This is a genomic window from Geobacter sp., assembly GCA_009684525.1.
Taxonomy (GTDB): Bacteria; Desulfobacterota; Desulfuromonadia; order Geobacterales; family DSM-12255; genus Geoanaerobacter.
The window spans coordinates 34,205-55,112 of record WKKR01000001.1 but is presented as its reverse complement, the minus strand read 5'-3'; the positions used below and the strand labels follow the sequence as shown (position 1 = coordinate 55,112).

The window sequence follows — 20,908 nt, the reverse complement described above, 5'->3', positions numbered from 1 at the left end:
ATACGTCTCCATACTCATGTCGGCAAGTTGTACTTCTTGATCAGATCATAGAGGGTCGGCCGGCTGACCCCCAGCTCTTCTGCTGCCTTGGCTATATGGCCGCCATTGGATGAAAGCGCACATCTGATCATCTCGATCTCCAGTCGCTCACGGGCTGCACGCAGGGTCTGAGCTTCGTTATCCCCACCACATGGCAAGCCTGGCAGTGCGGAAAAACCCAGATCATCAGGTTCGATGAGCAGGGCAGCCGCCATCAGGACAGCACGTTGAACCTTGTTTTCAAGTTCACGCACATTGCCCGGCCACGGATAGCGCCGGAGCGCTTCCAATGCCCCAGGAGAAAACCCTCTGACCTTCTTTCGGAATTCATCGCTGAAACGGCGCAAGAAAAGTGTCGCCAGCAGGATGATGTCTTCTCCCCTGCTACGCAGGGGAGGCATGGAAATCGTCACCACACTGATGCGGTAGTAGAGATCCTCGCGAAACTGGCCATCAGCCATGGCTTTCGTAATGTCGATATTGGTTGCTGCGATTATACGGGCATCAACCGCAATATCTTCCCGACCGCCCACCCGTTGAATAAGCTTTTCCTGCAGGAATCTGAGGAGTTTCACCTGTAGCGAGACGGGAAGCTCGCCGATTTCATCAAGGAAAAGGGTCCCTTTATGGGCAAATTCCACTTTTCCCTGCACCTTGGCAAGCGCACCGGTAAACGCACCCTTTTCATGTCCGAACAGTTCAGCCTCCAGCATGGTGTCAGGGATTGCCCCACAATTAATTGGTATGAAGGGAGCATCCTTACGCAGACTGGCAGAATGAATTGCACGAGCCACCAGCTCCTTCCCGGTCCCACTCTCGCCTGAGATCAAAACAGCCACATCCGATGCTGCAACTTTGCGGATTGTGGCAAAAACGTGCTGCATCTCCGGGCACTGGCCGATAATGCCGGCATATTCTCCCACACGCCCTTTGAGCTCTCCTTGAAGCCGCTTATTTTCTGCTTCCAGCATCTGGAGATAACAGGCCCGGTTGATAATGACACGCAATTCATCCAGGTTGACTGGCTTCTGGATGAAGTCATAGGCCCCCATGTCAACGGCCCGCAATGCATTGACCCGCTCTTCGTTGCCACTGATGACGATAACCTTTACAAATGGATCAATATTGAGCATCTCCGCAAGACAGCGGAACCCTTCCTCTGAGGTTTCGACCTGGGGTGGCAGTCCCAGGTCGAGTGTAACGACCATGGGACGGTGCTTCGCAAAGAGCGACAGGGCTTCACCGGCATCGGCAGCAAGGAGGATCTGGTAATCCTTGCCAAGCCCCCACTTGAGCTGCTTCCTGATTTCATCATTGTCGTCAACAATCAGCAGTTTTTCCATATCACGTCCTGACCATGTCCAAGGGTATCGATAACAATGTGTATGAATATTCGCCCAACTATCGGGATATGTGCTCAAGCATCCATACGTTGAAATGCCTGGGATGCTACGACTGGATCTCTCGCGTTGGAATCCATACGGTAAAAACAGAACCGCTGCCCAGCTCGCTTTCGACCTCTATCCTGCCATGATGCGCCTCAACAATCTGGCGGGAATGATAGAGTCCGATGCCCAACCCCTTGCTCTTGGTTGTCTTAAATGGAGAATAGAGATGTTCCCGAATGAATCCTGCTGTCATACCGCAGCCACTGTCCGCAACTTTGATGAACGCATGTTCATCCCCACCGACTTCCACGGAAACAGGTCCATTTCCTTCTGTAGCATCAAGTGCATTGATGACAAGGTTCTCAATGACTTTGGCAAATTCCAGCGGGTCAATACATGCCTCAACGTTGATGCCACTAACTGTTATACCACCGCTCTTGAGCGAGGCAACCGTCTCCTTTACCAGTTCAAGCAAGTTTTCACGGCGGACGTGCAGTTCGTGACGATCCGGGACCTCTTTCAACTTTGCTATAAGGGATTTCATCCTGGTGACCGTATTGGTGAGAGCCTCCAGAAGATCCTTTTGAAATTCAGGTTCGCCAATATAGTCGTGAGCGTTGGCGGTGAGCAGGGAAAGACTGTAGACGAGGTTCTTCAGATCATGCATGATGAAAGTCGTCACCTTCCCCACCGCCTCCATCTCTCTTACCTCAGCAAGTTGTTCGGAAAGCTGCGCACTGGTCAATGCAACTGCGGCCTGGCGGGCCAGCGTTTTCATCAGGTCGTAATCTTCGTAGGTGTAATCCTCGTCGGCGATCAAGGGGCGCATCAAGGCTATGAACCCTATCATCTCCAGTCCCGAAAATACCGGGATAACAAAAGTTATTCGTGACTCCGCAAACAGGGAGCGGTTGGCATCCAGAACCTCTGCCTCAAAATAGGCGGCATTGAACACCCATTGCCGTTCGATCATATAGCGAACCAATGGATTGCCCGATGAGAGCGTTACCTGAGTAGGATCAGCCTGGTAACTGCTCTTGTTGTAATAGATATCCTGTTCGCCGGAATAGAGAAACAGGAGTGCCCCACCCATGCCAAAGGTATCACAGAAGCGGGAGAGAATTGCCTTTTCCAGATCTTCCCTGTTTCTCACTGCAGCCAGTTGACTGGTAAATTCCAACCACTGTTGTCGGTAATCGAATTTGTTCTCAAAAAAGTTTTTGTTGATGAAAACCTTGATTTTGCGTTTCATCTGCTCGGAAAGCAGCAAGGCAACAAGAAAGACACAGCCAAGAAAGAGAACCGACAGGAAAACAACCTGTTGTGAAGCCTCGCCAAAATGCTGCAGCCCCTCGCCCAAGAGGCCGAGTACAATCAGGTAACCGCCGATAATGGCCAGCACCAGCGATCTGAAGGCGAATTCCTTGGAAATCGTGATCCGTACTGCATTCGACCGTTTGAGGAATGAATAGCCGAACAACCCTGCAGCCACCAGGAGAGCCAATGACCGCAGGGGGGTGAGATTCATGTTTATGGAACGATAGAGAAGCCCCTGGCTGTAATAAAACACAAAGAGACTCAGGATGCTTCCGGCCCCCATGAGTGTAAGTTTGAGATTCCACTGATCCGGACGAAGCGCCGAACGAAATGTCGTCTCCAGATTGACCAGCGCCACAATGAAATACACGAACAGGGCTATATAGAAGATAAACCCGGTATTACCGAGAAAGAGCATCTGTTCAGTCGAAAAGTCCGGAGAATAAAACAGATTTTCCGGTGCAGCCGCGAAGACCGTTACAAGGAAGAGAGGAGAGAAACAGAGCAATACTTTGGCAATACGGGGAAACGTTTTCCAGGAATACTGCCGACCAAAGGTCAGACTGAACAACAGGAAAACCGGGGCAAGCAGAGCTTCGCAGAGGAGAGCCGCCCGTTTCCAGATCAACAGATCCGCAGAATGGGAAATGGCAAGAGTGTCAAAGGCTTCGAGAAGTGCACAAAGGATAAGGAGTGCACCCAGCACTATCGTCGCGAGGCTACGCTCCCGCCTGCTCAAGACAAAAACGGAGACCGCGACCACTAAAACAGTTGCCGACCAGGAGAGAATTGTCTGGATCATACCCTCATTAATATCGACGGGAACTCGTAACCTTCCTCACACGCCATAATAGCTGCGATACCAGGCAACGAAACGCCGGATCCCTTCGTCAATCGGTGTAGCAGGCCTGAATCCAACATCAGTGGCAAGAGCTTCCACATCTGCAAACGTTGCTGGTACGTCACCCGGTTGCAGAGGAAGAAAGTTTTTCTCGGCCTTCTTGCCGAGACACTCCTCAAGAAGGTTTATGAACTGGAGCAGTTCAACCGGATTGTTGTTTCCGATATTGTAAATGCGGTATGGTGCAAAGCTCGTCCCCGGATCGGGTCGTTCGCCACTCCACGCTCCATTGGGCTGAGGCAGGTGAAACATGACCCGGAACACCCCCTCGACGATATCATCGACGAAGGTGAAATCACGCTGCATCCGACCGTTATTGAACACATCAATCGGCTTATCCGCGAGAATCGCCCGGGTAAAGAGGAAGAGCGCCATGTCGGGACGCCCCCACGGACCATACACCGTAAAGAATCGCAGCCCGGTCGTTGGCAGCCCATAGAGTGCGGAATAGGTATGGGCCATCAGTTCGTTGGCCTTTTTCGTGGCGGCATAGAGCGATACAGGGTGATCGACATTATGATGCACCGAGAAAGGCATCAGGGTATTCGCCCCATAGACCGAACTGGAGGAGGCGTAGACCAGATGCCTGACCTGATTGTGCCGGCATCCCTCCAGAATGTTCATGAACCCCTGAATATTACTGTCGATATATGCATGGGGGTTCACCAACGAGTAGCGAACACCTGCCTGGGCTGCAAGGTTCACGACGATCTCGAACCGTTCTTCGGCAAAGAGACCAGCAATCGCCGCACGATCAGCCAGTTCTCCCTTGACAAACCTGAAACCGTCGCGCGCCTCCAACATTTTCAGACGACTCAACTTCAGGTTGACATCATAATAGTCGTTGAGATTGTCCAGCCCGACAACGGTATGCCCTGCATCAAGAAGTCTGTTCGCCAGATGGAACCCGATAAATCCGGCAGCACCGGTGACCAGAATCTTGTTTGCTGTTTCACCCATTGTTGTTTCGCCTTTCAATGCAGATTTGTATTATGTTGTTACGGATACACCTCACAACCGCCAAACACGAAATCCTGCCGCTGACATGGCATCCCGGTCATAGATCCCCTTGACATCGACCAGTACGGGATTATCAACGGCAAGCACTCTGAAATCTTCGATCCCCCAGGAACAGTAGAGTGCATGGGATACCGCCACCACAAAGGCAGCAGCAGGTTGCAACTCCTCAAGCGAACAGAGTGACACGCCATATTCGTGACGAGCTTCATCACTGTCCGCTAAGGGATCGTGGACCTGCACCGCAATGCCATAATCCTCAAGCTCCCGAATGATATCGATGACCTTTGAGTTACGGAGATCCGGGCAATTCTCCTTGAAAGTCAGGCCCAGCACCGTTACTCTGCTCCCCAGAATATTGTGCCGCGCATGAATCATCTCCTTCACGGTCCGCTGGGCAATGAATTTCCCCATACTGTCGTTGATCCGGCGACCTGCCAGGATCACTTGGGGAATATAACCGATTCGTTCAGCCTTATGGGTGAGATAATAGGGATCAACCCCGATGCAGTGACCACCGACCAGACCCGGTTTGAACTTGAGGAAGTTCCACTTGGTTCCGGCAGCTTCAAGCACATCGCTGGTGTCTATCCCCATCCGATCGAAGATGAGTGCCAACTCGTTCATGAGAGCAATATTGAGGTCCCGCTGGGTATTTTCAATGACCTTTGCAGCCTCTGCCACCTTGACGCTGGAAGCCCTATGCACCCCTGCGGTAACGACCGATTCGTAAACAGCCGCAACAATTTCAAGGGCCTCGGCATCGCAACCGGAAACCACTTTCTTTATCCGGGTGAAGGTATGCTCTTTGTCCCCGGGGTTTATCCTTTCCGGACTGTAGCCCACCTTGAAATCCGCACCGAATTTGAGCCCGGAAACCCGTTCGAGAATCGGCACACACTCTTCCTCGGTCACCCCCGGATAGACCGTCGATTCATAGACGACGATGTCACCCGGTTTCAGGGCACGACCGACGGATTCCGATGCCCGAAACATGAGTGTGAGATCAGGCTGGTTGGCATCGTTGACCGGTGTCGGAACAGCAACAATATGGAAATCTGCCTTCTTCAGATCATCAATGCTGTCCGTAAAAAGGATGTCCGCCTCTTGCAATTCAGCGCATTCCACCTCCCCGGTCCGGTCAAACCCCTCACGCAACTCCCTGATGCGCACGGAATTGATATCAAATCCCACAGTCGTGCGCGACTTGCCGAATGCAACGGCAACCGGTAATCCCACATAACCGAGACCCACCACAGAAACACACCTGTTGAACACATTGCCTCCACGAACCACGTGATCAGCCCCAGAAAGCCTTTTGAAGCCCCAAGGTACTATACAGAAATGTATGCAATTTGCAACCGTAGGGGCTTGCTCCCTTCGAGCTGATTGCAATTCCAGATGCCTTCCACACAAGTACCGAAATAACGGTGTAGACCTGCAGATGGCGTCATTCCCTTTGCAATTTATCTTTAAAATCTGCTCAGGCTGACACGATGACCTGCCGATATGGCTCTACATAGCGGACAATCAACCAGGATGAAGAGTCAGGGTGCCGTCCCGGACATGTAGAAGCAAGGATTCTACGGCCTCAGCACTCCATTCTGGTGAAGTATAATTTTTCTCAGGATTTCGGCTCGTTATGCACATCTATCGCCGCCATTCATCCGAAGTAACTGTAAATTCAATTACTTCAACAATGACCCGCTAAAGGTCTCCGGGAATTTCCCGATTACTAATCATAAATACCAGTTACATACATTTCATAATACATCCCGGATAAGGAGCATCACCCATGGCAATCAAGAGTTACAGACACTGGCCGGTCAGATTGAAGATCATGACAATCCCGGTACTCAGCTTCATCGTCATACTTTTCGGAGTCGAACTGTTCATCCTGCCGTTCGTGGAACAGCAACTCATGGAGCAACGGCGCAATGCGGTAAAACAATCGGTTGAGGTCGCTTATGGCATTTTAGAAGATCGAGCCAAACTGGCGAAAGATGGCAAGATTACCCTTGAAGATGCACAGAATCAGACGATCGAAACAATAAGGACCCTGCGCTACAATGGTAAGGAGTATTTCTGGATCAATGATCTAGGCAAGCCGGTCCCTAAAATGATCATGCACCCCACGGTACCGACTCTTGACGGCAAAGTGCTCGACGACACCAAATTCAACAAGGCCACAAGCTTGCAGGAAGGCTTAGACGGCCCTGTCAGGAAACTTGACAACAAAAACCTGTTTGTTTCTTTCAATGAATCAGTCGGAAAATCAGGTCAAGGCTTGGTAACTTATGAGTGGCCAAAACCAAAATCTGGAGGGGGTGTAACATCTGAACTCTATACAAAACTCTCGTATGTAAAAAAATACGAGCCGTGGGGATGGGTTATTGGTAGTGGAGTTTATGTCGATGACGTGCAGAAGGATGCCGCTCAACTTCGACTCCCAGTGTATGCTGCTGCCCTTCTCTTCTCCTGCCTGATTCTCATTCTTGCCTACACCGTTGGGAGTGGCATCAGACGCGCATTCAAGGAAATCATTGAGCGTCTGGTCGAAATGTCCAGTGGCGACACGGATCTTACCCAACGACTGGAAGTCACACGTGAAGATGAATCCGGCGAAATGATAAAGTCTTTCAATCTATTCCTGGATAATCTACAGAAAATTATCTCCATGGTCATGCAGAATGCCACCCAAGTTGCCCACGCAGCAGTCGACATGAAGATCCGATCCCATGAAATGGCTCAAGGGTCCGAACGGGTCGCCATGGACGCCCTTACCGTTGCAACTGCGAGTGAAGAAATGTCAGCGACATCCAATGACATCGCCAGCAGTTGTGTCAGGGCTGTTGAATCGTCACAGCAGACATCCGGCCTGGCGCAGGATGGTTCAGGGGTCGTAAACAATACTATCGCCGTCATGGACCGCATTGCCGAACAGGTGCGTGCGTCAGCAGCTACCGTTGGTCTCCTGGGAGAAAAATCGAACCAAATTGGGACGATTGTCGGCACGATCCAGGATATTGCCGATCAGACCAACCTGCTGGCACTGAACGCAGCCATCGAGGCGGCACGGGCCGGCGAACAGGGACGCGGCTTTGCCGTGGTTGCCGACGAGGTTAGGGCCTTGGCCGAGCGAACCACAAAGGCAACCCGCGAGATCAGCGACATGATTAAGTCGATCCAGAGTGAGACCAACGGTGCGGTTGAGGCGATGAACCAGGGAGTAAAAGAAGTCCACGACGGCACGTCAGAGGCTGCAAAATCCGGCGCAGCATTGCAGCAGATCCTCTCGCAGGTTGATGAAGTCACTCAGCAGATCAACCAGATAGCAACTGCTGCAGAAGAGCAGACCGCCACGACCGGTGAGATCAGTTCAAACATCAGCAGGATTACCGATTCGGCCAAGACCTCCTCGATATATGCACAGGATACGGCCAAAGCCGCCGAAGACCTGAACCAACTGGCAGAGGCTCTCATCAGCGCTGTTGACAGATTCCGGACTATTGTTAAGTGGAATGATCGGATGAGCATCAACGTGAGACAGTTCGACGATCAGCACAAGCAGCTTGTCGCCATGATTCAGAAACTGAATGAAGCCATGAAAAATGGTGAAGGAAACAAAGTCATCAGCGATATCCTCAACGGACTGGTTGCCTATGCCGAATCGCACCTGACGCAGGAGGAAAGGTTCCTTCAACAGCAGAATTACCCGGAATATGTGGCACACAAGCAGATCCATGACGACCTGCGGAAGAAACTGGGCGAACTGATCCATGAATATGAACAAGGCCGTGCCGTACCTGCTGCCATCATGTCGTTCCTGAGCGACTGGCTGGTGACCCATATCATGAAAGTTGACAAGAAATACGGCGAGTTTTGCCAGAAGAAAGGGGTCAAATAACAGGACGTTCCCTTACGACAATTTCCAATATCAGCTTAAGGGCCGCTTCATGCGGCCCTTTTCATTCCCTATCCGTATACCTCAATCCCCACGCTGGACATTTTTTTCATGAGAATCTAGGGGATCATTTTCTATTGACCCCCACCCGGACTGTACGCTATAAATGCCAAAATTTTGTTTTATATTTCTCTGGAGGTGAAACGAGTATGTCGCTTGTCGAACAAATCAAGGCAAAAGCGAAAAGTAACCTGAAAACCGTCGTACTGCCCGAGAGCTATGACGAGCGTATGTTGTTCGCAGCCCAGCAGGTTATGGAACAGGGTTTGGCAAGGGTTGTGATCCTCGGCAATCTTGACGAAGTCAAAAGTGCCGCGGCCGCAAAGGGAGTAAACCTGTCCGGCGTTGAGATTATCGACCCCATGACCGCACCTAAACTGCCCGCGTACATAGACGATCTAGTTGAGCTACGCAAAAGCAAGGGGTTGACGCGGGAAGACGCAGAAAAGCTCCTGACGGCCAAGGACAATCTCTATTTTGCCGGCATGATGGTCAGAAAAGGGGATGCTGATGGTGAAGTTGCCGGTGCAACCGGCACTACTGGAGACGTATTACGGGCGGCTTTCCAGACAGTAGGCACAGCACCGGGCATCAAAACTGTCTCTTCTTTTTTCCTGATGATAACCAAGACCCCCTCGTTTGGAGAAAACGGTATCCTTCTCTTTGCCGACTGTGCAGTCAATCCCAATCCCGATGCCCAGGCACTTGGTGAAATCGCAGTCGCAACAGCACGCAATTGCAAATCATTTCTGGATGTGCCGGGACGCGTTGCCATGCTCTCATTCTCTACCAAAGGAAGCGCTTCCCACCCAGATGCCGATAAGGTTTTAAAGGCACTGGAGATAGCAAAGGGTATTGACCCCTCTCTGCAGATCGACGGTGAACTTCAGGCGGACGCGGCACTGCTCCCCAAGGTAGGCGAGAAGAAAGCCCCTGGCAGTGCCGTAGCAGGCAAAGCTAACGTCCTCATTTTCCCGGATCTCGATGCAGGCAACATCGCTTACAAATTGGTGGAGCGCGTTGCTGGTGCAGAAGCTCTGGGACCCATCATCCAAGGTCTGGCAAAGCCGGTCAATGATCTTTCCCGCGGCTGCTCGGTTGAAGATATCGTCAACGTCGTGGCAATTACGGCAGTTCAATCCCAGGGATAACCAGCCAAAACCACCTGGACGCAAAAAGGCCGATGGGAAGCTCCCATCGGCCTTTTTGTATCCTATAAAAAATTGCCGCCCAGAGAGGCAACTCGACTCAAACTGGCTATTTTCTCACAAAATCCTTACTGGCAAATGAATATGTGAAATTCATGTGGTCGGTGTAGGTACCTGCAAGGATAGCAGCCACATCCTCGGTAAAGACCAGTTCCTCATCAGTGGGGATAACAAAGACCTTGATCGGTGAGTCGTCCGTGGTGATAAGACTCTCCCGCTTACGCGTCATTGCACCCTTGTTCCGCTCCTTGTCCAGGCAGATCCCAAGGTGTTCAAGCCCCTCTATGGCTCGTTCGCGGATTGGCCATCCCATCTCTCCAACCCCGGCGGTAAATACGACCGCATCAAGTCTGCCAACAGCCGCCATGTACGAACCAATATATTTTTTGAGTCGGTACGCCTCGATATCCAAAGCAATCCTGCAGAGACGGTCGCCATTGTTGGCATGTTCGATCACATCCCGTCGATCTGTGAAGCGCCCGCCGGTAACCCCAAGGACACCGCTTTTCTTATTGAGAATACTGTCGATCTCTTTCGCCGACAGATTTTCCTTCTGCATCATGAATGCCGGGATCGCAGGGTCGATGTCCCCGCACCGAGTCCCCATGACGGCACCTTCGAGTGGTGTAAGCCCCATGCTCGTGTCCACCGAAACCCCGTTTTTGATGGCACAGTGAGAAACGCCGTTGCCGATGTGCATGGTAATAATATTGCAGTCGCAGGGTGGTTTGTTGAGAAGTACCGATGCCCGCTTCGAGACATACAGATGGGAAGTCCCGTGGAAACCGTAACGCCGCACACCGTATTTCTCGTACCAGTCATAGGGAAGCGGATAGAGATAGGCATGTTCCGGCATGGTCTGGTGGAATGCTGTATCGAATATCGCTACGTGAGGGACCTTTGGCAACAGCGCTTGCGCTGCCTCGATGCCGGCAATATTGGGAGGGTTGTGCAGCGGAGCAAGATGCTGAACCTCTTTGACCGCATTCAGCACCTCCTCGTCGATCATTACTGAACGGGTAAACATTTCGCCACCGTGAACCACCCGGTGGCCAACTGCCGATATCTGGTTGATATCCTTGAGAACGCCATGGCTTGGATCGAGAAGGGTCTTTATGATGAGATCAATCGCAACCTGATGATCGGGACATTCCGAATCCTCACGATACGTCTCTCTTCCAGGGACTTCATGCAGGATGAACGAATCTCCAATGATGACCCGCTCAACCATTCCCTTGGCGACAACCTCTTTCCTTTCCCAATCAAAAAGCTGATATTTCACCGATGAACTGCCACAGTTCAGGGCCAGAATATCCATGCGCTCCTCCTAAAATAATGTCAATATGCAAAATCGAACGGAAAAGTTGAGAATTTTCCGTCATGTTAAAAATATCACCCAAATACTTTAAAATAAATAAAACTGTTTTTTATAATACCTGAGAGGCAACCCCAATTCAAGAAAATTTCTGTAAACAGTCTCGCAGCGTAGAAACCTTTCTTCTGGACTTTTGTAAACACGTGTGCTAGCGTACCGGCCAAATTTGAACTACATCTTATTAAAGAAGGAGGTGACTATCTTGGCTCATGTAATTTCCAACGATTGCACCAACTGCGGCGCTTGCGTCGACTCCTGCCCCGTGAACGCCATCAATGCTGGCGACAGCAAGCACAATATCGACGCGGATACCTGCATCGATTGTGGCGCATGTGTTGACACCTGCCCGGTGAGTGCTATTTCCGCAGCGTAATCCACTTTTACGCACACAACACAGAAAGGCCGACGGTATCCCTGTCGGCCTTTCTTTTTCCCTGCATGGCAGTTGCATGAACTAGGGCCCCGCAACCGTCGAACCAACGACCTCCAACCCAAATTCTCCCGCATTCTTGGGCACATTCGCAAACACAATTACAAACGGAATTGCCTTTCCAGGCTGCACCCCGAGATTTGCCAGCGAGTCCCCGAACTGGTTGTTCATGATTGTCTCTAACTTGGCAAAGGGAAGCGTGGTCAACTGCTCCCGAGTGAGGAGATTGCCACAATAAGCTGTTTTGGTCATGATAGGCTGTCCCTTTTGTGCTGCATAGAGACTTGCCTTGACTTGTATGGAGGCACGCGGTTTTGCGTAGGCATTCACTGCTTCCCCTCTGACTACGAAGATATCGCCGATAACCTTGTTACTTAAAAACTCTCCCGTTGTATTCCGGAGGGTTATACTTCCCTCTTCGGCACTGTTCAGCCCGGCCCATTTGGCAAAAGTCGCGATCCCGAGTTTATTGAAGGCAGCAGGACCCTCGTTGAGCATGTAAAAACCCACTCCGGCAAGAACGATAATAAACAGGACGGAAACAACCGTAATGGCCGCAGGGAACAAGGAACTCCCCTTGCGCCGTGACGCTATGCTCAGTGGCGGCAGCTCTTCTTCCGGATGAGCGGCCGACACATCAGCCACTGGTGGAGGTCCGGCCTCCGACTGAGTCGTGTAGTCTTTATCCTCTGCCACAGTGACAATCGGAGGTTGCGACTGAAACCGCTGCACGGCAGCAGATACAAAATCTTTCTCTTCTTCGGCTTTGCTCGTATCCCATGTAATTCCAGCCGCAGGCGGGGGCATCTCCATTTCGCCTACGCCAGCTTCAACAGGTTCAGCCGTTTCTTCGGCAAAGCGGGGCTCTTCCCCTCTCTGCTCATCCTCAGACTCGAAAGAAAACTCGCCAGCAGACTCCTCCTGTGGTGTGACATCAGGCTCAGTCCGGGCCGTCATTGCAACTGAAGGTTCGGCATCACTCTCCCAGGAGTTGAACTGCACTTGCGATGTTAGGTCATCTGCGTTGTCATCAAATGCAGGGGAAGTCTCCGGCCAAGGCTCAGAGGCAAAGCTGACCTCTTCTCCAACAGCCCCAGGTTGACCTTCCACGACAGTATCCTGGGTACTCCCAGGCAAATGCGCATCTGAGGACGATTCTTCGTCAACTGTTGCGCCATTGTCAAACCAGTCAGGCAGTTCGGAGGCAACCGGCCCCGCTTCTGCCGATTCCATGTGCATGGCGCTCGAATCTATCGCGCCCACGTGCGGAGCGTCAACGTTTTCCCGCGATGCAGGATCAAAGTCCGATAACCAGTCATCCTCTCGGGAAACGGCCGGCACTTCGCTCGTAACCGGGGTTTCGGGCACGTCTTCTTGTTTGTGCTCCAGGGAGAAGTCCGAAACCGCTTCCTGATCGGGAGAGCCGGCACCAGAAGTCGGAGCTGCAGGCTTCTGATTGCCTGAAATCGAAGAAGCCGCTCCCAGACCGCTCAACAATGCATCAAAGTCCGGCTCTTCGGTCACCTGTTCCTGACGCTCTTTTTTCACGACGAACACGAACCGGCATTTTGAGCAACGCACCTTGACTCCCTGTTCGCCGACCTTCGCATCATCAAGCCTGAACCGTGTTGCGCACTGCTCACACTGGACGATCATCATGCCCCCCGTTACTGGTTTCAGTCATAACTTCGTAAATATCGGGCAATTCTCTGCATCGCCCGTCAATATCCAATCCATACCCGACAAGAAAGCCACTACTGCATGCCAACCCTGCGTAATCTGGCACAATCCGGCACTGCCGCTGCTCCTGTTTGTCAATCAGGCTGCAAATCCTCAGATCACTCACGCCTCGTGAGCAAAGATGCTTTACCAGCGATTGCAGGGACAGACCGGTATCGACGATATCCTCCACAACCAACACGCTTCGACCGTTAAGTGGAAGGGAAAGATCTTTGAGAAGTGATACCGTACCGGTCGAGCGTGTCCCCTGGTAACTTGCCAGTTGTACCGTATCGATCTCCAGGGGGATACTCAACCTCCGGATCAGATCGGCGGCAAAGAAGAGTGCCCCTGTGAGGACCACTACCACTACCAGCTCACGGCCTTGATAATCGCTGTTTATCTCGGCGGCAAGTCGCTCGACCTCTGCCAGTATGCGCTCACGAGGATAGAGCAACCGCAGTGGCAAGTCAGTCAAGCCTTTGCACGTATGCTCCATGACCAAAATCCCCTAAGTCTCTATAACAGAAAGGGTTAACTGTGTCAAATCATTATGGCCTTAATATCATGGCTGTGATATAGTGGCTTGCGCGATATTAATCCAGCCCCTGCGTAAGGAGTAAGACATGAAATTCTGTGGACTCATCGCCTGCTGCTTTTTCCTGATCAGCGGAACCGCCAGTGCAGCGCCGCAGATTATGGTCGAGCAGCCATTGTACAACTTCGGCACTCTTGTTCAGGGGAAAAAACTCGACCATACCTTTGTCATAAAGAATATCGGCGATACACCGCTGAAAATAAACCATATTCGTCCGGCATGCGGTTGCACTGCGGCCAATGCCAGTGTTCCCGTTATGCTGCCTGGCAAAACGTCTGAGATCAAGATATCGTTCAACTCGGCAAACTTTTACGGGACAGTGACCAAAACCGTGGCAGTGGAGACGAACGACCCGAAAACTCCCACCTCCACGCTCACCTTGACCGGCACCATTACCGAAGAAGTGGCTGTGCTTCCTAAGCAGCTCAATCTGGGGCAAGTCCGGGCCAATCAGCCCAAAACCATCACTATAAGTGTGGAAAACCGCGGCAGCAAACCGTTGAAACTTGTCTCCCTCAGGTCACCCATGCCCCAGGTATCGCTCAGATCTGATAAAACATCACTGAGGAGTGGAGAATCGGCCACCGTTACGGTCATTGTCACTCCACGCCAGGAAGACCGGATGTTAAGCGGCTATCTCTCCATTACAACGGACAGTACGAGCAAGCCAGAAGTGATGATACCGATCTACGGCTCACTGGCACGCTAACGTAGTCATTGCTCCTTGAGCTCGCTATAGGCCCGCTCCAGGTTGACATCGAAAAAATTCTTGTATCCCGGCAGGTTTTTATACTGGGGTAACGAAAACTCTTTTTTGGTCCTGGCAAGAGAATGACCGAGTTCGATATGGCGCAGAACCTCGGTCAAAAAGTCCTGCAGAAAGACCTTGAACCGGCTGATCCCCGCTGTATCTGTCACTCCCCCCACACCCGGAATCACGACTTTCGCGTCGAGAGACTCTAGCATCTCGACCCCCATGACCCACTCCCGCATGTTGCCGGTACCCATGTACCCCACGGCACCATTGAAGACCAGGTCCGAGGTAAAGAGCACACCTTCCGCAGGCACGTAGACAAAGATATCCCCTTTGCTGTGCCCCTGATCGATGCTGTTCAGGATTATGGATATATTCTCCCTCTGCAAGGTTACCCCCTTGTCGAAAAAGGTAACCGGGTTCTTGACCTGGCGATACTCGCTTTTTAACGCAAGCCAGGTCTGCCAGGAAGTAATGATTTCCGCATTGGGGGGAAGGTCGAGATCGATGTAGTTATACCCGCTGTGATGATGCGTCAGGATAATCTCGCGCACCGGATTGGGGGTGATCCTCGCTATTTCCGCTATCAACTCCCGCACACCTTCCAGCACGAAATGAGACCCCGCAAGGATCACATAATTGCCTGTCACAATAAACATGGCATTGCTGGCGGTCTTTCCTTTCGGTAGAGCAATAGCGGCATAGATGGAATCCGAGACTTTGTGAATCTCGTAATTTTTCATCGTTTCCGCACAGTTACCCCACCCAGAGAGCATCAGCACCAGTACGACAGTCAATACAAAACGCTGCATGTAAATTCCATGCCTCCATTCTCCGGCCCGGAACCGGCTCACTGTGCATCTTACCAGAGATGTAGAAGAAATAACAGGTTATCGTCCCGGCCCGGCAAAAATGGAGAATTGCCCTTGAGTTCCACGCTGAAATGGTGTAGGAATGTTGACGTGGGCGGTTAGCTCAGATGGATAGAGCGCAGGCCTCCGAAGCCTGAGGTCGTGGGTTCGACTCCCATGCCGCCCGCCAGATTTGCGAAGAGGTTAGGCCCATGGAGAGCCTAACCTCTTTTAGTTTTACGTTCACCCTTCGTATTGCACAGTCGCGGATCAATCGTAGATAATCATGTCGCCGGACTTGTTGGGGTGACAAACATTGCATTTCCCGGTAACGGAAAACGCCCGTTTCCCATTGTGACATGCCCCGCAGTGCTTCCCTGCAGCAATGGTCTGCATGGTGATTTTGGCAGCTCCGAATTTTTTCTCCGGGAAAATATCCTTATTATGGCAATCTTTGCATTTGATCCCACGATTGAGGTGCTTGTCGCCATGGAACAACGCCATGTCGTTTGCCGTTGCCCCCTGGTACAGAAGATCCTTCATGGATGCGGCGAAAGCACTCATCGCTGCCGATGAACAGACCAGAATCAGCACCACGATTACAAAACGTGTCCTCATGATCAACCTCCTTTTTCATACAGCAGTCTTGAATAGAATGGCAATGTGCGGAAAACTTTCCACAGACTATACCATATATTAAGATATTCCGCTGTGGGCCATTATTAAACCCTGGTCCATGAAAAAGGTTTGCTGATTCCGGCACCTGTCGCATGCGGCAATGACGCAGGCTCAGGTACCAGACCTGCCCCCTGTCAAGGATCGCTCTGGCGAATTATCTCCGCCACCCTCTCCCGCCTGTCGAGGAGAACCCCCTCTTGCCTCAGCAGCCATGCCTTGGTCTCAATCCCCCCTGGTCCGGAATATCCTGTCAGCTTCCCGGAAGCCCCGACGACCCGGTGACAGGGGATGATTATCGGCAGCGGATTGGCAGCCATTGCCGTGCCGACTCCCCGGGCAGCGCCGGCGCTTCCGATTGCCTGAGCTACATCGCCATAGGTACGGACTGAGCCATAGGGGATGGTTGCCACCACGGCATAGACCAATTTCTGGAACGGGGTGAAACCGCTCTGATCCAAAGGGAGCTGGAACGGTATCCGCTGCCCGGCAAAATAGGCCGCGAGCAACACCGCCGCTTCCTTCTCCAGACCGTTCCCCTCCCGGGCATCCGGCCACTCAGAAACAATTCTGCTCGTCAGCTCCTCTTTCCCCGATCGCTCAAAGGGGAGCATGACCTCGACCAGTCTGTTATCGCTGGCAAGGACCGCCCCCCAGCCAAGAACAGTGTGATACACGGCATATCGCCCATTTTGTACGCAACGTCTTCTCATCCGTTTCTCCTTCGCGCCATTTTCTGCCGGACCAGCGTTATTCCGTCCCTGACCTCTTCACTGCGCAGCATCCATGATGCCCCCAGATAGATGCCTGCACAGACAGCCACGGTGCCCCCCATGAGAAAAGCCTTTGCCAGGCGCCCCTCCAACAGCGACCAATCGGCCAGCCCCATGGCCCAATAGGCAGCACCCCCTACCGGGACTGACGCCACAAGCGCCTTTATCCCGGCAATCAGGATCTTCCTCCCGCCAAAAGGACCGATCTTCCTGCGCAGAAACAGCAACAGGAGCAGCAGGTTGGCTCCCGCTGCCAGGGTCGAAGCCAGTGCCAACCCTCCGTGCAACAGAGGGCGCATCAGGAGGAGACTAAAGACTACATTGAGGATGAAGGCGATGAAAGCGGTGAAGACCGGGGTTCTGGTGTCCTTGAGGGCATAAAAGGCAGGGACAAGCACCCGCATCAAGGCTACCAGAGAAAGCCCCAGTGAATAGAATATCAACGCCTCTGCGCATTTCTGAGCCTTGTCGAAGCCGAATTCTCCCCCCATGAACAGCAGGCTGAAAATGGGAGTGGAGCAAACCACCAGACCTGCCATGGCGGGAATGGTCACGAAGATGATGAGCCGCAGGCCAAAGGTGAGTGACTCCTTGAGGTCATCAATCTCGCCGGCGGCAGCCTGCCGGGACATGGAGGGGAGCACTGCCTGGGCCACGGATACGGTAAAGATCCCCTGGGGGAACTCGAAGAGTCGCTGGGCATAATAGAGATAGGAGACGCTCCCTTGGGGAAGCAGCGACGCCAGGATATTCCCCACGGTGATATTCAGGTAGTAGATCCCGACACCAAAGATTGACGGCCCCATCAGCAGGGCTATTTTCCTGACTGCCGGGTGTCTGAATGAAAACGAAGGTTTGAATAAAAAACCCCGTTGGCAAAGAACTGGCAACTGCAACAGCAATTGCAGCACCCCTCCCAGCAGAACACCGACAGCGAGAGCAGTAATCGGCACAGCAAAGTAATCGTGTAGCAGCCAGGCCGACAGAATCATCGCCAGATTGAGAAACACCGTCGAAATGGCCGGGGTGAAAAAATGTCGTATCGTATTCAGAATGCCCATGCAGAGGGCCAATAGACTGATAAAAAAGAGATAAGGAAACATCAGCCGGTTGAGCAAAACGGTCAACTCGAATTTTGCCGGCACGGTTCGAAACCCAGGGAACATGAGCCCGACGATCTGGGGGGATAACAGGATGCCTGCCACGGTTACGCCTGCCATGACAATGGTCAGGAGGGTAAAGCAGATATTTGCCAGCTCTCGAGCGGCATCCTCGCCGTCGCGGGTGAGACACTCGGAAAAGGTCGGAACAAAAGCAGAGGTCAGCGCCCCTTCAGCAAAGAAACGGCGGAGCATGTTGGGGATCTGAAATGCAGCAAAGAAGGCGTCCGTGGCAAAACCGGCGCCGAACAGGCGGGATACCACCATGTCCCGCACCATACCCATGATCCGCGACAAAATGGTTGCAAAGCCGAGTACCCCGGCAGCTCGGGCAATGTTCCTCTTTTCCGACATGGACTCCCCTGTATCTGGTGGTGCCAGCTATGTACCACAGAACACCGGCAACACGGAACCATTTTCACTCTCTCAGCCGGGAGCGGTATCGGGGAGCCCGTTCATGAGCAAATAGATGGCCGAAATCGGCTGGTGCGCCACTTGGCAGAGACTGTCCGTAACGATGGCCCGGCTCCGGCGTAAGTAGCTCTCCTCTCCGCAGAGGGTGCCAAGCTGGCGCAGAATCATGACCGCCACGGCTGTACCGGAAGGGATGACCCCATCATGGAGCGAAGAACGGCTAACGAGCAGCTCCTCCCCAGCGCTGTCTAAGAGCCGACCGGTACCGGCACTCCCAAACAAGGCAAGCATTCTGTCCGCTACCGAGCGTGCGGCGGCGAGCCAGTCACTTCCTCCGGTTGCTCGGTAAAGCTCAAGCAGCCCCCACCCGAAAAATGCATAATCTTCCAGGAATCCAGGAACCGACACCCGGCCCGCGAACCAGCTCCGCATGAGCCAGCCTTCGCCATCGGTCAGGTGGGTACGGACAAAAGCGACCGCGTCTTCCGCTGCATGGAGGTACGTCTGGTTGCCAGTGACGGCGTAACCGTTGGCCAAAGCAGCAATGGACAACCCGTTCCATGCCGTGAGCACCTTTTCGTCCCTGAGTGGCTGTATCCTCGCAGATCGGGCGTTCAACAACTTCTGTCGCCACCGATCCACGGCAGCAGCCAGTGCATCCGGAGTCATCCCCCATTGCCTGGCCATGTCAGGGAGTGAGCGGGAAAGATGCAGGATGGACTCCCCTTCAAAATCCCCCTCACTTGAGACGTCGAACAAGCGACAGCACTGCTCGGCCTCTTCCCCTACCGCGGCTGTCACTGAGGCAGGGGTCCAGAGGTAGCAGGCACCTTCCCGCCCTTCGCTGTCGGCATCAAGGGCGCACGCATAGCCGCCATCCGGCAGGGCAAGATCCCGCAGGACAAACGCCAGGATCTCCTCGGCCACGGCGACAAAAAATGTATTGTCCATATCCTTGCCGGCTTCAAGGTAGACCAGGGCCATCAGTGCTTGGTCATAGAGCATCTTTTCAAAGTGCGGCACCAACCACTGCCGGTCCACACTGTAACGGTGAAATCCGAATCCGATCTGGTCGTAGATACCGCCAAATCGCATCTGGTAGAGGGTTGTCGAAACCATCTCCTGCAGCGAAACATCCCCCGTAGTCCGCCACCGTTGCAGCAGAAAGAGGTGGTAGAGCGGCATGGGGAATTTGGGCGCCGTGCCGAATCCTCCGTTCTCCGTATCGTACAGCCGCGTCAGCTGAGCAGTCGCCTGATCCGCAAGCTGCTGCGGTTCTGCCTGCCCATCTGCAACCTCCGGAGCTTCTCGCAGCCCATCCATCACCACCGTGCAATGCTGCTCCAGCCGTGACCGCTCAGTACGCCACAGGTCGTTGATACGGGACAGGACATCCAGCAGCCCCGGCATTCCGTGACGCCGCAACTTCGACAGGTAGGTGGCAGCATAGAAGGGCCTTTTGTCCGGCAGCATCACGATGGTGAGAGGCCAGCCGCCGCCACCGGTCATGAGCTGCGCAACCGCCATGTATTGATCGTCGATATCGGGCCGCTCCTCACGATCCACCTTGATGGCAATGAAATGACGATTGAGGAATGCGGCAACCTCATTGTCGGCAAAGGACTCGTGGGCCATGACATGACACCAGTGACAGGTGGCATACCCGATGGATAGAAAGACCGGTTTATCCTCCCGCAAGGCGCGGGCAAATGCCTCCTCCCCCCACGGGTACCAGTCCACCGGGTTTTCAGCATGCTGGAGCAGATAGGGGCTGGCGGAAAAGATCAGCCTGTTGTAGAGTTCACCGCCATCTGTCGGCAGTTGCTCGCGGTCGACCGCCAAAAGTTGCCGGATCACCATGTTGCCGTCACGGGTGTCGCTGGACATTGTGCACCTCCGGAAAGGATGCCGGTGAAGTGGATAAAATCGTTGACAATACCGCCCAAAGTATACTAATGATTAGTATCTAATAGTATCCGATCCCATGCCGACTTTCTTCAGATAGATACGGAGTAGGCAGTGAACCTGGTCTCGGGAGACCGCTTGATGAAAAAGGGACTTTTGCTGGCAGTTGCACTTATCGCCAATACGGCTGTTGCAGCTTACGCCATGAAGTTTGCCGCCTACAACGGTGATGTCTACTTCGATCACCGGCTTCACCGTCTCATCTTCAATTGTAGCGAATGCCACGACGGCCCTCCGCAACACTTCGATCTCGATCACGAATCAGGACACAAGCTCTGCATTGGCTGCCACAAACGGGTAAGCGCCGGCCCGGCCCGCCATTGCAGCGATTGCCACATTGTGTCCTAACCCCCTTTACGA

General features: G+C 52.9%; 17 protein-coding genes and 1 tRNA gene. 6 read left to right on the top strand and 12 right to left on the bottom strand.

Annotated features, from left to right (window positions below; all coding sequences use genetic code 11):
* Window positions 1–14: 14 nt before the first annotated feature.
* The 4 genes from prsR to GJT30_00215 all read right to left on the bottom strand — a co-directional run bounded on the left by prsR (window position 15) and on the right by GJT30_00215 (window position 5,940).
* Entirely contained in the window at window positions 15–1,382 is a 1,368-nt protein-coding gene (gene prsR, locus GJT30_00230) for a PEP-CTERM-box response regulator transcription factor (GenBank protein MSM38046.1), read from the bottom strand.
* Between the two features lie 106 nt (window positions 1,383–1,488).
* Window positions 1,489–3,546, bottom strand: coding sequence for a PEP-CTERM system histidine kinase PrsK (gene prsK, locus GJT30_00225; protein MSM38045.1), 2,058 nt, complete (start codon window positions 3,544–3,546; stop codon window positions 1,489–1,491).
* A 36-nt stretch (window positions 3,547–3,582) separates the two neighbouring features.
* A complete protein-coding gene (locus GJT30_00220; protein MSM38044.1) occupies window positions 3,583–4,605 on the bottom strand; it encodes an NAD-dependent epimerase/dehydratase family protein in 1,023 nt (340 codons plus the stop codon).
* A gap of 51 nt (window positions 4,606–4,656) precedes the next feature.
* Window positions 4,657–5,940 carry a nucleotide sugar dehydrogenase gene (locus GJT30_00215; protein MSM38043.1) on the bottom strand — a complete coding sequence of 428 codons (1,284 nt, stop codon included), beginning with the start codon at window positions 5,938–5,940 and terminating at the stop codon, window positions 4,657–4,659.
* Between the two features lie 517 nt (window positions 5,941–6,457).
* Between GJT30_00215 and GJT30_00210 the strand changes: the two genes are divergently transcribed.
* Window positions 6,458–8,569 carry a bacteriohemerythrin gene (locus tag GJT30_00210; GenBank protein ID MSM38042.1) on the top strand — a complete coding sequence of 704 codons (2,112 nt, stop codon included), beginning with the start codon at window positions 6,458–6,460 and terminating at the stop codon, window positions 8,567–8,569.
* 206 nt (window positions 8,570–8,775) lie between these two features.
* Window positions 8,776–9,777 (top strand): phosphate acetyltransferase, encoded by a 1,002-nt coding sequence (pta, locus tag GJT30_00205; protein MSM38041.1) that lies wholly within the window; start codon window positions 8,776–8,778, stop codon window positions 9,775–9,777.
* Window positions 9,778–9,883: 106 nt separating this feature from the next.
* Here pta and GJT30_00200 read toward each other — a convergent pair whose 3' ends face one another.
* Complete coding sequence (locus GJT30_00200; GenBank protein MSM38040.1) at window positions 9,884–11,152, bottom strand: acetate/propionate family kinase; 1,269 nt, start codon at window positions 11,150–11,152, stop codon at window positions 9,884–9,886.
* A 259-nt stretch (window positions 11,153–11,411) separates the two neighbouring features.
* On the opposite strand from GJT30_00200, the gene GJT30_00195 reads away from it, so the two are divergent.
* Window positions 11,412–11,582: a 4Fe-4S dicluster domain-containing protein gene (locus GJT30_00195; protein ID MSM38039.1), complete on the top strand. Its 171-nt coding sequence runs from the start codon at window positions 11,412–11,414 to the stop codon at window positions 11,580–11,582.
* An 81-nt stretch (window positions 11,583–11,663) separates the two neighbouring features.
* Here the strand turns inward: GJT30_00195 and GJT30_00190 are convergent, their stop codons facing one another.
* Both GJT30_00190 and hpt read right to left on the bottom strand, forming a co-directional pair.
* Window positions 11,664–13,298 carry a DUF3426 domain-containing protein gene (locus tag GJT30_00190; GenBank protein ID MSM38038.1) on the bottom strand — a complete coding sequence of 545 codons (1,635 nt, stop codon included), beginning with the start codon at window positions 13,296–13,298 and terminating at the stop codon, window positions 11,664–11,666.
* A complete protein-coding gene (hpt, locus tag GJT30_00185; protein MSM38037.1) occupies window positions 13,279–13,827 on the bottom strand; it encodes a hypoxanthine phosphoribosyltransferase in 549 nt (182 codons plus the stop codon). Before hpt ends, GJT30_00190 begins: the two co-directional genes overlap by 20 nt.
* Window positions 13,828–13,984: 157 nt before the next feature.
* Here hpt and GJT30_00180 point away from each other — a divergent pair, with 157 nt between their 5' ends.
* On the top strand, window positions 13,985–14,665 hold the full coding sequence (locus GJT30_00180) for a DUF1573 domain-containing protein (protein MSM38036.1): 681 nt from the start codon (window positions 13,985–13,987) through the stop codon (window positions 14,663–14,665).
* Window positions 14,666–14,670: 5 nt separating this feature from the next.
* Here the strand turns inward: GJT30_00180 and GJT30_00175 are convergent, their stop codons facing one another.
* Window positions 14,671–15,522 carry an MBL fold metallo-hydrolase gene (locus GJT30_00175; GenBank protein ID MSM38035.1) on the bottom strand — a complete coding sequence of 284 codons (852 nt, stop codon included), beginning with the start codon at window positions 15,520–15,522 and terminating at the stop codon, window positions 14,671–14,673.
* 152 nt (window positions 15,523–15,674) lie between these two features.
* On the opposite strand from GJT30_00175, the gene GJT30_00170 reads away from it, so the two are divergent.
* Window positions 15,675–15,751 (top strand) — tRNA-Arg (locus GJT30_00170).
* A gap of 80 nt (window positions 15,752–15,831) precedes the next feature.
* Here the strand turns inward: GJT30_00170 and GJT30_00165 are convergent.
* From GJT30_00165 to GJT30_00150, 4 genes are all read right to left on the bottom strand, one after another.
* The gene (locus GJT30_00165; GenBank protein MSM38034.1) at window positions 15,832–16,125 is read right to left on the bottom strand and encodes a cytochrome C; all 294 of its coding nucleotides are present in this window, start codon (window positions 16,123–16,125) and stop codon (window positions 15,832–15,834) included.
* A 248-nt stretch (window positions 16,126–16,373) separates the two neighbouring features.
* A complete protein-coding gene (locus GJT30_00160) occupies window positions 16,374–16,949 on the bottom strand; it encodes a methylated-DNA--[protein]-cysteine S-methyltransferase (GenBank protein ID MSM38033.1) in 576 nt (191 codons plus the stop codon).
* Window positions 16,946–18,523 (bottom strand): murein biosynthesis integral membrane protein MurJ, encoded by a 1,578-nt coding sequence (gene murJ, locus GJT30_00155; GenBank protein MSM38032.1) that lies wholly within the window; start codon window positions 18,521–18,523, stop codon window positions 16,946–16,948. Before murJ ends, GJT30_00160 begins: the two co-directional genes overlap by 4 nt.
* Window positions 18,524–18,595: 72 nt before the next feature.
* On the bottom strand, window positions 18,596–20,470 hold the full coding sequence (locus GJT30_00150; protein MSM38031.1) for a DUF255 domain-containing protein: 1,875 nt from the start codon (window positions 20,468–20,470) through the stop codon (window positions 18,596–18,598).
* A gap of 159 nt (window positions 20,471–20,629) precedes the next feature.
* Here GJT30_00150 and GJT30_00145 point away from each other — a divergent pair, with 159 nt between their 5' ends.
* Entirely contained in the window at window positions 20,630–20,896 is a 267-nt protein-coding gene (locus GJT30_00145) for a hypothetical protein (protein ID MSM38030.1), read from the top strand.
* The last annotated feature ends 12 nt before the right edge of the window (window positions 20,897–20,908 follow it).

Bases quoted from the DNA above. Each gene is read 5' to 3' on its own strand.
- prsR (MSM38046.1), bottom strand. From the start codon at position 1,382: ATGGAAAAACTGCTGATTGTTGACGACAATGATGAAATCAGGAAGCAG.
- prsK (MSM38045.1), bottom strand. From the start codon at position 3,546: ATGATCCAGACAATTCTCTCCTGGTCGGCAACTGTTTTAGTGGTCGCG.
- GJT30_00220 (MSM38044.1), bottom strand. From the start codon at position 4,605: ATGGGTGAAACAGCAAACAAGATTCTGGTCACCGGTGCTGCCGGATTT.
- GJT30_00210 (MSM38042.1), top strand. From the start codon at position 6,458: ATGGCAATCAAGAGTTACAGACACTGGCCGGTCAGATTGAAGATCATG.
- pta (MSM38041.1), top strand. From the start codon at position 8,776: ATGTCGCTTGTCGAACAAATCAAGGCAAAAGCGAAAAGTAACCTGAAA.
- GJT30_00200 (MSM38040.1), bottom strand. From the start codon at position 11,152: ATGGATATTCTGGCCCTGAACTGTGGCAGTTCATCGGTGAAATATCAG.
- GJT30_00190 (MSM38038.1), bottom strand. From the start codon at position 13,298: ATGATGATCGTCCAGTGTGAGCAGTGCGCAACACGGTTCAGGCTTGAT.
- GJT30_00180 (MSM38036.1), top strand. From the start codon at position 13,985: ATGAAATTCTGTGGACTCATCGCCTGCTGCTTTTTCCTGATCAGCGGA.
- GJT30_00175 (MSM38035.1), bottom strand. From the start codon at position 15,522: ATGCAGCGTTTTGTATTGACTGTCGTACTGGTGCTGATGCTCTCTGGG.
- GJT30_00165 (MSM38034.1), bottom strand. From the start codon at position 16,125: ATGAGTGCTTTCGCCGCATCCATGAAGGATCTTCTGTACCAGGGGGCA.
- GJT30_00160 (MSM38033.1), bottom strand. From the start codon at position 16,949: ATGAGAAGACGTTGCGTACAAAATGGGCGATATGCCGTGTATCACACT.
- murJ (MSM38032.1), bottom strand. From the start codon at position 18,523: ATGTCGGAAAAGAGGAACATTGCCCGAGCTGCCGGGGTACTCGGCTTT.
- GJT30_00150 (MSM38031.1), bottom strand. From the start codon at position 20,470: ATGTCCAGCGACACCCGTGACGGCAACATGGTGATCCGGCAACTTTTG.
- GJT30_00145 (MSM38030.1), top strand. From the start codon at position 20,630: ATGAAAAAGGGACTTTTGCTGGCAGTTGCACTTATCGCCAATACGGCT.